This is a genomic window from Vibrio sp. CCB-PB317 (assembly GCF_022808245.1).
Classification (GTDB): Bacteria; Pseudomonadota; Gammaproteobacteria; order Enterobacterales; family Vibrionaceae; genus Vibrio; species Vibrio diabolicus.
Window position 1 is genome coordinate 985078 of sequence record NZ_JALGNU010000003.1, and the last position, 14009, is coordinate 999086.

The 14009-nt window shown below is 45.3% G+C and carries 16 protein-coding genes; 13 read left to right on the forward strand and 3 right to left on the reverse strand.

Going from position 1 to position 14009, the window contains the following annotated elements; all coding sequences use genetic code 11:
• Positions 1–133 precede the first annotated feature (133 nt).
• Positions 134–1819 carry a P-loop NTPase fold protein gene (locus tag MTR11_RS21755; protein ID WP_243328381.1) on the forward strand — a complete coding sequence of 562 codons (1686 nt, stop codon included), beginning with the start codon at positions 134–136 and terminating at the stop codon, positions 1817–1819.
• A 61-nt stretch (positions 1820–1880) separates the two neighbouring features.
• On the opposite strand, the gene MTR11_RS21760 is transcribed toward MTR11_RS21755, so the two are convergent.
• The 3 genes from MTR11_RS21760 to MTR11_RS21770 form a co-directional block, all read right to left on the reverse strand.
• Positions 1881–2465: a DUF6998 domain-containing protein gene (locus MTR11_RS21760; protein WP_243328382.1), complete on the reverse strand. Its 585-nt coding sequence runs from the start codon at positions 2463–2465 to the stop codon at positions 1881–1883.
• A 127-nt stretch (positions 2466–2592) separates the two neighbouring features.
• Entirely contained in the window at positions 2593–3711 is a 1119-nt protein-coding gene (locus tag MTR11_RS21765; protein ID WP_243328383.1) for an SEC-C metal-binding domain-containing protein, read from the reverse strand.
• 220 nt (positions 3712–3931) lie between these two features.
• Complete coding sequence (locus tag MTR11_RS21770) at positions 3932–4306, reverse strand: hypothetical protein (RefSeq protein ID WP_243328384.1); 375 nt, start codon at positions 4304–4306, stop codon at positions 3932–3934.
• A gap of 81 nt (positions 4307–4387) precedes the next feature.
• Here MTR11_RS21770 and MTR11_RS21775 point away from each other — a divergent pair, with 81 nt between their 5' ends.
• The 12 genes from MTR11_RS21775 (at position 4388) to MTR11_RS21830 (ending at position 14009) form a co-directional block, all read left to right on the forward strand.
• The gene (locus MTR11_RS21775; protein WP_243328385.1) at positions 4388–5056 is read left to right on the forward strand and encodes a hypothetical protein; all 669 of its coding nucleotides are present in this window, start codon (positions 4388–4390) and stop codon (positions 5054–5056) included.
• Positions 5057–5211: 155 nt separating this feature from the next.
• Positions 5212–5403 carry a hypothetical protein gene (locus MTR11_RS21780; RefSeq protein WP_005376950.1) on the forward strand — a complete coding sequence of 64 codons (192 nt, stop codon included), beginning with the start codon at positions 5212–5214 and terminating at the stop codon, positions 5401–5403.
• A complete protein-coding gene (locus MTR11_RS21785) occupies positions 5390–5869 on the forward strand; it encodes a lysozyme (RefSeq protein ID WP_243328386.1) in 480 nt (159 codons plus the stop codon). The genes MTR11_RS21780 and MTR11_RS21785 overlap by 14 nt, the downstream gene beginning before the upstream one ends.
• The gene (locus MTR11_RS21790) at positions 5851–6333 is read left to right on the forward strand and encodes a lysis protein (RefSeq protein WP_243328387.1); all 483 of its coding nucleotides are present in this window, start codon (positions 5851–5853) and stop codon (positions 6331–6333) included. The genes MTR11_RS21785 and MTR11_RS21790 overlap by 19 nt, the downstream gene beginning before the upstream one ends.
• A gap of 113 nt (positions 6334–6446) precedes the next feature.
• Positions 6447–7049 (forward strand): hypothetical protein, encoded by a 603-nt coding sequence (locus tag MTR11_RS21795; RefSeq protein ID WP_238830446.1) that lies wholly within the window; start codon positions 6447–6449, stop codon positions 7047–7049.
• On the forward strand, positions 6937–8913 hold the full coding sequence (locus MTR11_RS21800) for a terminase gpA endonuclease subunit (protein WP_005424533.1): 1977 nt from the start codon (positions 6937–6939) through the stop codon (positions 8911–8913). Before MTR11_RS21795 ends, MTR11_RS21800 begins: the two co-directional genes overlap by 113 nt.
• Complete coding sequence (gene gpW, locus MTR11_RS21805) at positions 8910–9119, forward strand: gpW family head-tail joining protein (protein ID WP_005424556.1); 210 nt, start codon at positions 8910–8912, stop codon at positions 9117–9119. Before MTR11_RS21800 ends, gpW begins: the two co-directional genes overlap by 4 nt.
• Complete coding sequence (locus MTR11_RS21810) at positions 9119–10675, forward strand: phage portal protein (RefSeq protein WP_005376956.1); 1557 nt, start codon at positions 9119–9121, stop codon at positions 10673–10675. Before gpW ends, MTR11_RS21810 begins: the two co-directional genes overlap by 1 nt.
• The gene (locus tag MTR11_RS21815; RefSeq protein WP_045545275.1) at positions 10668–12020 is read left to right on the forward strand and encodes a S49 family peptidase; all 1353 of its coding nucleotides are present in this window, start codon (positions 10668–10670) and stop codon (positions 12018–12020) included. The genes MTR11_RS21810 and MTR11_RS21815 overlap by 8 nt, the downstream gene beginning before the upstream one ends.
• 13 nt (positions 12021–12033) lie before the next feature.
• A complete protein-coding gene (locus MTR11_RS21820; RefSeq protein WP_238830448.1) occupies positions 12034–12375 on the forward strand; it encodes a head decoration protein in 342 nt (113 codons plus the stop codon).
• Positions 12376–12415: 40 nt separating this feature from the next.
• The gene (locus tag MTR11_RS21825; protein WP_243328388.1) at positions 12416–13453 is read left to right on the forward strand and encodes a major capsid protein; all 1038 of its coding nucleotides are present in this window, start codon (positions 12416–12418) and stop codon (positions 13451–13453) included.
• A gap of 64 nt (positions 13454–13517) precedes the next feature.
• Positions 13518–14009 (forward strand): hypothetical protein, encoded by a 492-nt coding sequence (locus MTR11_RS21830; RefSeq protein WP_140333129.1) that lies wholly within the window; start codon positions 13518–13520, stop codon positions 14007–14009.

The window sequence follows — 14009 nt, forward strand, 5'->3', positions numbered from 1 at the left end:
GATATACATTCGATGATTTATAGGTTTACTCAAACATTATTTGACCTATTTTTCTGATACCAGTAACTTATTTGAAGGAATGAATAGGTATAAAAAAAAGGTAATTAGCTGAATAGTTGAAGGTAAGGTAGGGATGTCGATAGTAAATACTAGGAAAAAAATTGAAAACTTTTTACTCTCTGATACACCAGAGGTACTAGTTATTAAGGGAGATTGGGGAGTAGGAAAAACCTTTACATGGAAAAAATTTTTTCAGGAAATCAAGGAAGAGAAGAATGTACCACTTGAACATTATTCATATGTGTCGTTATTCGGTATTGAGTCTTTACATGAGCTTAAGCGATGTATAGCACTCAATAAAGAGGATACAAAAGCTCCATCAAAGAAGACTAATAACGAAGCACTAAACTTCAGATATTATAAGAAAAAAATTAAAAATGCCGTAAAACCACGAATAATTAAAATGTTAGATAGTGGTAAAGATGTTGAGATATTCGGTGTTGCTGGGCTAGGAGGTATGGTTGATTCAATACTTTATGCGACTCTTAATAACACAATAGTTTGTTTTGATGACTTGGAGCGCCACAGTGATTCATTATCTTTAAGGGATATTCTCGGAATGGCTTCTCATTTGAAAGAAGAAGGAAGCTGTAAAATTGTTATTCTGCTAAATGAAAATGGTGACAAAGAACGGCTCAGCGAGTACTTTCAATATTATGAAAAAGTCGTAGATTGTCAGCTATCTTTCAACCCTACAGCTAATGAATGTTTTGACTTGGCTATTAGTAAGCAAAAGAAATATGAGTTAATTCGTAAGTGTTGTATTAACTTGGAAATAAAGAATATAAGGGTGCTAAAGAAAATAGAGCGCCATGTGCAAGAGTTGCTTAAACATTTGTCTTCCTATGATGAAGCAATTGTTAATGAGGTTATTTCCTCGGTAATTGCGATTAGTTGGTGCTATTACTGTCACAGTTCAGATAAGCATCATATCCCATCATTTGAGTTTATAACTAAGAAGGACAGAGTTTTTGGATTATATGGTGGAATGGAAGATAACGGTAACAAACAGTGGTCGCAAAAGTTGAACCAGTATGGTTACAAGTACACAGGTGAACTAGATTTACTAGTTGCTGACTGCATCATACAAGGGTATGTGGACGAGAAAAAGTTGAAATTACTATGCACGTTGAAGCAAGATGAAATTAGCAATCAAAGTAAAAATAGAAAATTAGAAGAAGCTTGGGAACTTTTCCATGATTCTTTTGAAGACAATACGGAAGCGGTTATTAGTTCGATGCGGCAAGCTTTAGATGAATTAGTCTGTGATATTAGCTCATCGCAGTATGGTCAGGGAGTTGCACTTATACGCAAGTTAGGTGGTGAGCAAACTGCTAACCAATTGATAGCCCACTACATAGACTCTCACAAAAATGAGTATCAAAGGTTTAATTTATCTGATGATTCCTTTAACCCGTTCGGCGTGCACGATGAAGTGTTTTCTAAAAAGCTTAAAGAGGCTTTTGAGCAACACAGAAAAGACGCTGAGCCAATAGATATACTAGAGAGAAGACGGGGGGGAAATTCATATGACTCTTCTGAAGCGGAAGTTTTAGGGAAAGTGCCTAAAGAGAAGTTAAAAGAAATGGTTAAAAGCTTTAGGGGAAAAGATCTAGAAGATTATGTCAGAGTACTTATTATGATGGGAGGATCTAACCAAAAACTTCAAGATAATATTAATAAAATTCTTCAAGAAATAGGCAATGAAAACAAAATAAATGAGGCTAGACTTGCTAAATTTGGTATTAGAAACAACTAATAACACTTATAAAATGTGCTAATTATTTTTTGATGCTTTAGCTATCTAGATAGCTTCGTTCTCAATCCAAGGGCGAACGCTTTCTATTCGTCCAGTCGGAGTATTGTGTAGTTGCAGTAACTTTATTGATACCTTCTGCTACACATATCTCAATAATCTCACTTCGGCTTAGATCCTGATTGGACTCACAGATATCCCAAACTCTTGCTGTATCACCACTACGTGGTCGAGTGTAATACATTTGGATTGGGTTACCTGCTAAAACACTAACTCTATAGAGAGATAAAGTGCCTTCAAATTTTACCAAGGTCGCTGTATCTTGGTGATAAATGACTTTCAGTTCGCCATCTTCATATAGAACAACCATAGTATCATCTGCTAAGTGAGCGGTTCTCTTATTAATACTTATAGTACTTCTGAGAGTTCCCGTAGTTTTGACCGACAGAGTTCGTCCATTACCTTGTATAACGTCGTATCCATGCTGATTTACTTCGCTAGCGAGTTTCCCATCTGTTTTAATTGCAGCATATATTTCTCCAATTCGACCGATGAGTGCTCTCATCTCTGTTGCAGGTGTGCCAAGAGATTCTTCTACTTTCAATATTTCAATGTATTTGTTAAGTAATTCAACAATTCGAATGTCCATAAGTCACTTCTAACGCTAATTTTTCAGGTGAGCGGATTTGCTATCAAAACCAAACCAGCTCACCCAATCACGAAATCCAATCTTGAGGAGGAATGCCTACCGCAGAGTATCACTCTCAAACAGTATGTTAAAAATTTATTTTTTTAAGACCATTAACGTCCCACCCTGAAAAGTTAATACCGTCATCGACTAATAGATCGTTGGGTTCAACCTCGAAGGGATTTACTCCTGATATGATGAGTTTCTCTATTTTTTCTTTTTGTTCACTCGATAGAGCATCCCACCATAAAGGAGAGGTAAATGTATTTTCAGCAACACCATAAAAGAACCGAATTAATGCACTAAAAATTTTTTCTGGCTCTATAGCCAGTAGTGAGTTGATGAAGCCCAGTACCTTAGTTGCATTTTTCGACCAACTAAAAACTACATATCCTTTCCCATCACTAGAAAATGAATTAAAAACTAATTGCTCAGCTGCAACGCTTAGGTCACCTAAATCTTGTATTAAATTCCCTTGAAAGTCAGTTGTTGGAGAAACAATTGACGACACAGCAACAGGCATGGGAAATTCAGAATCAATAATGAGGTGACTCAAATTACCAGAAGAATTTCCAACGATTTGGTCATCAAGTTGAGATTTAAGTTCTGATAATTCTGTGATCGCTGCTTTAACTCCTTCTTGATGATCTGCAATAAAACTTTGTATTAACATTTGATCAAATAGATGTTTACCTTTATCACCAGCTTTAACAAACTCGGAGGTATTAAACCCACCTTCTTTTGCATAAAGTTCTTTCGCTACTGAGCGATACATTAGTGCTAAACATTGCTCATCATCCCCAACAAATTTTCTATCTTCAATACAAGAAAAAAGAGACTTATCATGTATTGAGCAGAACCCCTTAAATGTAGACGCTTGATTAATTCCTATTTTCTCGGGAACTAACCTTCCGCCATTTTTCATTATGTTTGGTAAGTCTATTTTTAACCCTAGGACATGATTACTTTCATCTGCGATCTCTTTTAAGCTACCGCTTTTTGAGACGGTATGAGCATTAATTATTCTTTTACTACACTCATGCTTCAAGTTAGTGGGAGCATAACAAAATTTCCGTGAAGCATTTTTCTGACTAAAAGCAATAGCTTCCCCTTTACTCACAGGATTCTCACTTTCACGACCATAATGACAGTGTTTAAATTTCTTTCCTGAACCACACCAGCATTTTTCATTACGTCCTATTTTCATGAATTTCTACTTACTCCAATTAATTGACAATATTCTTGATAAAAGAGATAAGTTTCTAACGTTTGTTAGCCGTATTCTCGCAATCTTTGATGCCAAAAGTATGTTTCTTTTGATATAAATAATCAATAAATATCAGAAAGTTAGTTAATATATTGGGGCTTCGATTACTTACTTTAGGTAAATTTATTAGTTGTTCAAAAATGCGTTATGCAAAGTATGTTCATAGCCAAACCACGTTGTTCTTAGTGTCTTGATCTGCGTTTTTATCCAAGTAATGCTTTACCTCTCCATCATAGAGCAGGATAAAGCACTTACTGTTTAGGTAAGTCCCCACGAGGTAGTGGTTTCTAGGAATGGTATAAACGACTTTGTACCCATCATCATCGGAACATAGAGCAGATACGTCCATTATCTTCAGACGTCTTACACCTACAACGTTGCCCACTTCCATAAAGCCGCCAAAAGGGATTGTCTTCCAGTTGCCATTAGCCATCAACACCGATACTTTATCTTCGGTGCTGTTGTACCCGCACGGGCCATCTGGACCTATGCGGTAGATACGGTGTCCTACTAAGCGTTGAATCGTTTTGTACATGCTTTAAACTAAGAGTTATACTGTTCTTATATACAGTATAACTGCGTATGTTTATGTATCCAAACTTGTACAGGGAATATTATGGGATTAGCGACTAACGTTGAAACGTGGCCTATGCCTGCAGCAATTGGTATGGCTACGGAAGGAATCAAGGCAAAGTATAATGACGGTTCTGGTGGTGGCGGAGGCTTCGGGGCTGCTGACTATCAAATGGCATCTCGAATTGATGGCGCAAAAGTGCTTTTAACGTTAGATAGAATGCAAAAGAAAGCAGCACATTTGGCTGATTGGAGTCTATACGCTTACGCATCACCGCTCTGGAACTCGAAAGAAAACAAGAAGCGCCTGGTGGAAAGTGTGTTGAATGACTGGGTCGTTCTTTCATCTGAGCAAGGCATGATTGTTCAGAAGCGAACCTATCTCAAAGTTAAAGCGCTCATCAGTACTATCGCTGGAAATATTGCGCTCGAGCAATTGGCTGGTGCTCAGGCCTATTTCGATCATGATGGTATTCAATATACGCCAAGTGTTAGCCGTCAGTTCCTAATCAAAGCGCTGGTGGAAGTAGATTGTAAAGACAAGAATATTGAGTCTGATGGGTTCAGAAAGAAACGCACTCGCTACTATCAAAACCACTGGTCTGAATGGGAAAAGCACATTGAAGTTATTCGTACCTTGCTTATTAACTACGACAAGTCCGCGCGAAAATTATTCAAAAAAGAGCTTGAAAATAAAAACGGGGCAATTTAATGTATGTATATCCATTATGGATAAGTACACAGTATTGAAAATAACCGCCACTTAGGCGGTTTTTTTGTGCCTACCATAAATTCTCGAAAACCTCGCCTTGGCGGGGTTTTTTCATTTTCACCCAAGCAAAAGGGCACTCCAGTACGGGGGTGAGTATGCGTATGAACGAAAAGATATCCAGCGCCCTATCTTATTTTTGGAATGGGGTAATAGGTGTGTTTGGGTCTATATCTGCAGATGGTTATACGGTGCTGATTGCTTTGGCTGGCATGCTCATTACTGCCTGGATTAATAACTACTGGCAGAAAAAGCGTTTCGAAAAGGACTATGGCGATGAAGCACCTTAATTCTGCAGTCAAGATGTTAGCAGCCGCAGGAGCTTCGGCTCTTATTATGGCGACAGCAATGGTAAAGCCAATGGAAGGTGTTCGGTATACTCCTTACATCGATGTCGCTGGCGTTCAAACTGTTTGTTACGGCCATACAGGAACAGACATCATCCCGGACAAAGTCTACTCACAAACGGAGTGTGATGAATTGCTTGAGTCTGATCTGGCTGATGTTAAGCGAATGGTCGACCCAATGATTCACGTTGATATTCCTGAGACGACACGAGCTGCTCTCTACTCTTTCACGTTTAACGTTGGCATAGGCTCATTCTCACGCTCGACGTTACTAAAGCTGCTCAACAAAGGTGAGTGGCATGCAGCATGTGACCAACTTAAACGATGGATATATGCAGCAGGAAAACCGTGGAAAGGATTGATGAACCGACGAGATATCGAGAGGGAAGTATGCCTAATGCAAAGCTGACAGTATGGGCGACAGCTATTGCGGTAGTAGTGGTTGCGACACTCTCGGCAGCATTGTTTATGGAAAGCAATCGGGCTGATATCGCTGAAAGCCAGTTAACCATGGTAAAGAGCGAGATTCAGGGCTATATCGCAGCGTTACGCCAGCAGCGAGTTCAAATTCAATCCTTCAACCAATTGGGAGAGAAGCATGCAGCAGAGTTATCCGCAGCAAAAGAAGAGATTGATCGTCTTAGCGATAGTCTCAGCACTGGCTCTAAGCGGGTGTATGTCCAGGCAGATTGTCCAGCAATGCCCGAAGCCACCAGCACCAGAAGCGTGGGCAATGCAAACACCCCAAGACTTGAAGCAGCAGCTGAACAAGATTATCTACGTCTCAGACGAATGATGATTGAGAACGAGCAGCAGACAAAGTACTTACAGGAGTACATCAGAACCCAATGCTTAGCAGAAGATCAGCCATGATCGCGGGTCCTTCTGGGGATCCTGAGTTACCACGGGGGTTCGACCTCGCAGAAAAGCTCTCGTTAAAAATTTTTTTATTTTGGAGGTTTCCGGTTTCCGGTCAAAAACCATGAATGAGCGAACTATTCAACCCGAGCAAAAAGTTCACGCAGTTGGACATAGCGACGCTTCTTGGCATTTCATCTAGACAGGTCCGAAACCTTACGCAACAAGGGGTTCTGCCTGTCGCCAAAGGGCGAAATGGTATCGATCCTCTTGCGTGTATCCATGCTTACATTACCTATAAATCGCAATCAAAAGCCTCCGATTCAAAACCGGAAACCGAGCAAGAAGATGAGGAAGTGTTTGCGAAATTAGAGCGCGATCTCAAGATAGAGGAACGGCGCGAAAAGTTGGCGATGCTAAAAGCCAAGCGCGTACTTTTTGAAAAAAGTTACGCACCAATAGACATCATCGTCGACACCTTAGAACAGGTATGCGCCAGAGTAGGTACACGCCTCGACACCCTCCTTCCGAAACTAAAGAACGCATGGCCCGACATGCCACCCGAAGCGGTGGAAGTTTTAGAGGCCGTGATTGCTGCTGTATTAAATGAGTGTGCCGATGTTCAACCAAACCTCTCCGATTACATTGACAGCGATCCAGACGAAAGTCCGTCGTGGCTTGATGGGGATGAGGAGAACAATCGCCATCAAGGGAGCGGAGTGGGCCAATAAGCATTTCCGGTTAGCCGCTGGTTCTTCTCAGGAAGAAGGCTTTTGGGAAACACTGCCTTTACAGGTTGTGCCACTCAACATGATGTGTAACCGCGCTATATCCGAGCTGACCATGCAAAAGTCGGCTCGTGTTGGCTGGTCCAAGTTGGTCATAGCAGCAAACTCTTGTCTGCATGCTCAGTTCAAAACCAACACCGTGATTTACGTACCGACAGAGAACGACGCAAAAAACATCTCTGTCACCGAGATTGATGCTGCTTGGCAGGAAATGCCAATCATGCACCAAATCTTCCCAGCCTTATTCGCTAAGGACCACCGAAACACCGTTTCCTACAAACAGGGAACAGGCTGGTCTCTGCATGTCCTCGGCACATCCACACCGCGAAACATGCGTGCTCTGACTAAAGGCGCGCTGTTTGGTGATGAGATTGATGGATGGGATTGGGAGGTCGGTAAAGAAGGTAACCCTATCGATCTTGCGCGGATGCGTTTGGAAGGCGCCGCTTTCCCGATGGCAAGGTGGGGGACCACACCGACCAATACAGGTGAGTCGCACGTTGAACGCCTAATGGCAAAGATGGAGCTGACTTTCCGCTTTTATCTGCCATGCCCACACTGCGGAACCGAGCAGGTTTTAGAGTGGGGCAGTAAAGAAGATAAACACGGCTTCAAGTGGGACAACACTCAGCCAAGTATCGAGAAAAAATCAAAGACGGTTTATTACAGCTGCGTTCATTGTGACGACCCTATCTACTACAAGCACCTCTACAAGATGGAGCTGGCAGGTCGTTGGATTGCTGAAGATGGCACATGGACACGCGATGGCCATGAGTTCTTTGATATAGACGACAACCCAGCGCCAACGCCAAGCAGCGTTGGCATTCACATTTGGTCAGGATACAACACCAAATTGAGTGCAGGTTGGCGCGGCATAGTGCGTGACTTCCTCAACAAGAAAGACGACCCAAGTCAGCTCAAAACGTTCGTCAACCTAACGCTCGGTGAGCTTTGGGATGGTGAGAACGGAGAGAAGCTGGATTGGGAGCATCTCAAGTCGCGCCGTGAAATATGGTGGGCCGAGAGTCGCACCAGTAACCCAGTACCTGAGCGAGCCGTGGTTTTGACCGGAGGAATTGATACTCAGGATGACCGCATCGAACTCTTTGTGTGGGCGTGGGGACCAGGTGAGGAATGTTGGCTTGTCGAGCACATCGTTCTTCTCGGGGATTTATCGAGCCAAGTATTAAAGGATGCCGCCGGAAAAGCGCTGTATCGGACCTACAAAAAGCGTAGTGGCCAAGTGATGGACGTTCAGCTTTGGTGTTGGGACGCCATGGGCCATAAAACCGATGACGTTTACCAGATGAGTCGAACGCACGGCGTGATGTGGGTGATCCCAATCCAAGGTGAGAACCAATACGGCAAGCCGATACAAAACTTCCCTCGCAAGAAAAACAACAAAAAAGTCTACCTCACTAGGTTAGGTACCGACGGCATCAAGCAACGACTTTACAGCCGTTTAGGTTTAACCCCGAAAGGTGATGAGCCTGTGCCTGGATGTGTTCACTTTCCATTGGACGATGACATAGCCGGTGATGAGTTTTTCAAGCAGCTCTGCTCAGCCAATAAAAAGTTGGAGCATGACAAATCAGGGCGACAAGTTTGGCGATGGGTGAAGCAATACCACCCATTTGATGAAGCGTTAGACGGATGGGTGTATGCGTATGCGGCACTCAACATTCTCACTCAACGGTTCGGTCTCGAACTGGAAGAGCCGCAACCCCAACAACCTCAAGAACAACCACAAACATCCGGTCTCAGCATCGCTGAATTAGCCGCGAGATTGAAAGGTGGATCAAGATGACAAAACAAGAAATGTTGCAACAGGCCGAAGCCGCCTTTCATAGCTTGCAAACAGGAAAGATGGCGGTTTCCGTACAGAAAGGAGACCGCAAAGTTGAATACAGTCGAGCCAACATCCATGAACTTCGCGCCTACATTGATGATTTGCGTGGACAGTTAGGATTGAGCTCAGTTCGTCGTCGCGGCCCTGCAGGAGTTTCATTCTAATGACACACACCGGACTACTGGCTGCAGATGGTCAAACACCATTAAGAGATGCGGTGTATCGAGCTGGCGGTTCAGGGTTTGGTGGCCAGATGAGCGATTGGAACCCTCCGTCAAAATCGGTAGACGCTGCTTTCTTGCCTGTCATGAGACAGGCGAACGCCAGAACAGACGATGTCACGCGCAATAACGGTATTGCTGCGAACGGCATCCAGCTACACAAAGACCACATCATTGGCTCTGAGTTTCGCCTCAGTTACAAACCGAACTGGCTATTGCTCGGCATCGATCCAGACAAAGGGTTTGTGCGTGAAGTGGAAGCCATTTTTCGTGACATCGCCGAAGACCCGAACTGCTTTATCGACGCAGAAGGTCGCCGCACGTTCACCATGATGATGCGAGAGGGTATTGAAACCCATGCTCACACGGGCGAAATCATGGCGAAGCCCGAATGGATAGACCGTCGGCATTCGCACTTTTCAACCTGCATTCGCATGGTCGCGCCACGCAAGGTTAACAACCCCAACTACATGATGGACAAACCCCATCAGCGTGGTGGGATGCGCTTCAATCGACATGGCGAAGCCATTTCCTACTTCATTGAAGAAGGAGCCGATAACTTTGGCTCGCCAAAGAAATGGCGTGAAGTACCGAAGCGTTTACGCTCGGGACGCATGGGGTTCTTGCATATCTTTGAGCCATCGGAAGGTGGGCAATGTCGTGGCGTGAATAAGTTCTTATCGTGTTTAGAGCAATTGAAGATGCTCGACACCTTGCAGAACACCACGTTACAGCGAGCGATTGTCAACGCCATGTACGCCGCTAGTATCGAGTCAGAGCTTGGAACGGACCAAGCGATGGAGTACTTGTTCGGTGCGCAGCAAAATGGCGCGGTCGAAAAGATGCTAATGACCTACGGCGATTACTACGCCAACAACGAGGTCAAGTTCAACGGCGTCAAACTGCCTCACCTCATGCCAGGTGACAAAATCAATCTGCACAGCGCAGGGAACGCCGATAACGGATTCGCGGCCTTGGAGCAATCCATCATCCGCTACGTTGCGGCTGGATTGGGCGTGGATTACGCGCAGCTGTCGCGCAATTACGCGCAAATGTCTTACAGCACCATTCGTGCTTCGCACAACGATTCATGGCGTTACTTCATGGGTCGACGAAAAATCATTGCTAACCGATTCGCCAGCCAAATCTTCGCACTCATGTTCGAAGAAATGATCTTGCGTGGCTACATCAAGCTGCCAAGCAAAGCGCGATTCAACTTCTACGAACGCCGCAACGCTTGGACCAAGTGTGACTGGATTGGCTCTGGTCGACTGGCCATCGATGGATTGAAAGAAGTCAAAGAAGCCGTACTGCGTATCGACTCAGGTCTATCGACGTATGAGAAAGAGCTAGCGCTTCTCGGTGAAGACTATCAAGAAATCTTTGATCAACAGTTGGCAGAAATGGAAGAGCGCAAATCGAAAGGTTTGCCACCTCCAAGCTGGATGAAGCTGCAAGCGTTAGCACCGGATAACCCAAGCGAGAGTTCAAATGAATAATTTACAACACCTAATCAGCAACACATTCAACAGGCCGCTCGCCTTAGAAGCTGGTTACGCTCGGGTATTCTTCTCGGCGCTCAGCCAACGTCTAGGCAACGTGGTCCAAATAACCGACACCGAAGGGCAAATCCTGCGCGAGAACGACATGAAAAAAGTCGCTTCTGGCTTCTCTCGGACTCGCAGCAGTAACCGCAGCTATCAAGTCTCTCAGGGTATCGCCATCATTCCGATTGATGGTTCGTTGGTTCATAAGTATGGCCACATCAAACCTTACTCGGGGATGACAGGGTACGACGGCATTATGCACCGCTTGCGAGAAGCGGTCGCAGACCCCGAAGTCAAAGCCATTTTGCTGGATATGAACACACCGGGCGGCATGGTCGCAGGTTGTTTTGACTTGGCCGACAAAATCGCAGAGATGCGCAAAATCAAGCCTATCTGGTCCCTCGGTTACGACATGCACTGCAGTGCAGGCCAAATGATTGCGAGTGCGTGTTCAAGGCGCCTCATAACTCAAACGGGCATCGCAGGCTCGGTGGGCGTGATTATGGCGCACACCAACATCGAGAAGATGCTGGATCAACAAGGCGTGGAAATCACCCTTGTGACGGCAGGTGACCATAAAGCCGATGGCAACCCTTACCAATCTCTGCCGAAAGAGGTGCGAGAGAAATGGCAATCCGAAGCAGAGAGCACACGTCAAATGTTCGCAGGTAAAGCCGCCGAGTACATGGGCGTCGACATTAAAACCATTCTATCGACTGAGGCGCAGGTCTACGAAGGCCAAGCCGCAGTGGATGTTGGCTTCGCAAACGAAGTCGTCAACGGTCTTGATGCGGTTCAGATCATGGCTGAACAGTTCAAGAAACAACAAACCACCTTTGATATGGGAGCCGCTATGACGGTGCAAGCAGAACAACAACCAGTCGCAACGGGTGAGCAAGGCAATCCACAACAAGCCGCCGCTCCAGCGACTCCACAAACTCCAACTGAAGAACAGCAATCCACTCCAGAACAGCCACAAGCGAGCGCGCAAAGTGATGAGTCCACGGACCCAGCCACAAAAGAGCGTGAACGCTGCATGGGCATTATTGGTCTAGAAGAAGCCAAAGGGCGTGAAGCGCTCGCGCAACAACTTGCCAGTAACCCAAAAATTAGCGTCGATGAAGCCAAGGCCTTGCTTGCTTCAGTACCTGTTAGTGCCACTGCGCAAAACGAGTCGGCATTAATGGCACTGGCCTCAGAGCACGGTGAGCCTCTTGGTGATGATGTTGGTTCCGGTGATGTCACCGAAGAACAAAAGAACATCAAAGCGCTAGCGTCTTCATACACACGCATTTAACAAGGAAACTCGCATGTTAGAACAAACAGAATACACACCAGATGAGCTGTTTATTACCGCACCAGTCACGGCGCGAGCAACCATCAAAACGGGCGTATCTTTTCCTGCTCGAACCCCATTAATGGTCGACGCGACTGACGCCGCCACTTTGGTGGAATGGGACGGTACACCAGGCAAAGCCATCGCTATCTCGGCTCGTGATGTGACGAATACAGGCAGCGACCAAGAATCGACAGTTTACCTACAGGGTGGCTTTCGTATCGGTTTTGTGAACTGGCCAGATACGGTCACAACAAACAAGCAAAAACGCGCTGCTTTCCTTGGCAGTCCAGTTTTCGTAGACGACGAATACTAATTCGTCGTTTTCTTTGAATTCAGAAAAAAAAGAGCTTCTTATGCCTGATAATTACACCACTCGCGAACTGCTTGGAGCCATTCAAGAAGCAGGTATTCGTCGCGACAACTTCTTCATGCGCTTCTTCTTCCGTGAGATGTATACCTTCGATACGGAAAAAGTCGACCTCGACATGATCCCAAATAAAACCAAGATTGCAGCATTTTGCTCACCGATGATTGGTGCCGCAATAGACCGCAATCAAGGCTTTAAAACCTCAAGCTTTAAGCCTGCATACGTGAAGTCAAAACACGCAGTAACGGCAAACCAAAGCGTTAAGCGCCGACCAGGCGAGCCAATCACAGGCTCTATGTCGGCAGGTGATCGTCAAAACGCGCTTGTGATGCAAAACCTCGATATCGAAGAGCAAGCGGTTCGTGACCGTGAAGAGCTGATGTGTGCCGAGATGGTCTACGACGGTAAAACCGTGATCGACAGCCCTTACATTGATAAGCCTTACGAAATTGATGCAGGCCGAAATGCGGACAACATGATCACGCTTCTTACGGCGGCTCAGTGGGCGAATCAAGACTTTGCTACCTACGACATCGTTGGTGACATTGAAACTTGGGCGGCGATTTCTGAAGGCCTGACGAATGTCATCATTACCGATCCTAAAACGTGGGCGTTGATGCGCAAATTCGAGAAGTTCAATGACGCGCTGGAAACTCGCCGTGGCTCTAACTCTCAGCTTGAAACCGCGCTAAAAGACTTAGGTGCAACGGTTAGCGTTAAAGGCAATCTTGGCGATGTCACCATCATCGTGGTGGATGAAGAGTACATCGACCGTGACGGCACAACGAAGAAAGTCCAACGCGACTTCACGTTGATTCTGGCGCATACCGAACTGCGCGGTGCGCGTCTGTACGGTCAAATCCAAGACTTATCCGCTCAGCGTGAAGGCTTTGATGAAGCCGAACGCTACGTGAAAGATTGGACGGAAAATGGCGATCCAGAAGTTCGCTACACCAAAACGGAAGCCGCCCCTGCGATGTACCTCATTGACGTTAACAAAGTTGTTGTCGTCAAAGTCGGTTAATCCTGACCACCACTAACGAAAAGCAAAATGGGTCCACGGACCCATTTTTACTTTGGAGCCAATCATGAGCCGAAAAGAAAACCTGAAAAAACGTGTTGATGAGCTTTGCAAAGAGCTCGGTATTACTGAACCGCAATATTCAGACAAAACGACCGAAGCCCAGCTAAATAAAGTCATTGACGATTTGGAAGCCAAGTTACCAGACATGGACGAATCCGATGATGAAGCACAGTCGCAAACGCAAGGAAATGACGCTAACCATACTGCCAGTGATCAAAGCGAACAAACCGAGAGTCAAGCCAGCGAAAAATCGGAAGTGCTTATCGGTGCTGCGGTCGAATTACCCGATGATGCCACGGTTCTAGACGATGGTGAGCCGCCAGAAGTCAACGCCGATGAAAAAGGCAATGTGCAAGTTCTCGTGGATAAGCCGTTTCAGTGTTTGCAAGGCCAAAAGACGGTGCTGCTCAAACGTGGCGATAAGCCGTTTTTAGATGAAGAAACCGCGATGGAAGCGGTGGACTCTGGCTTGGCTTATTTCGTCGCGACGATGTAA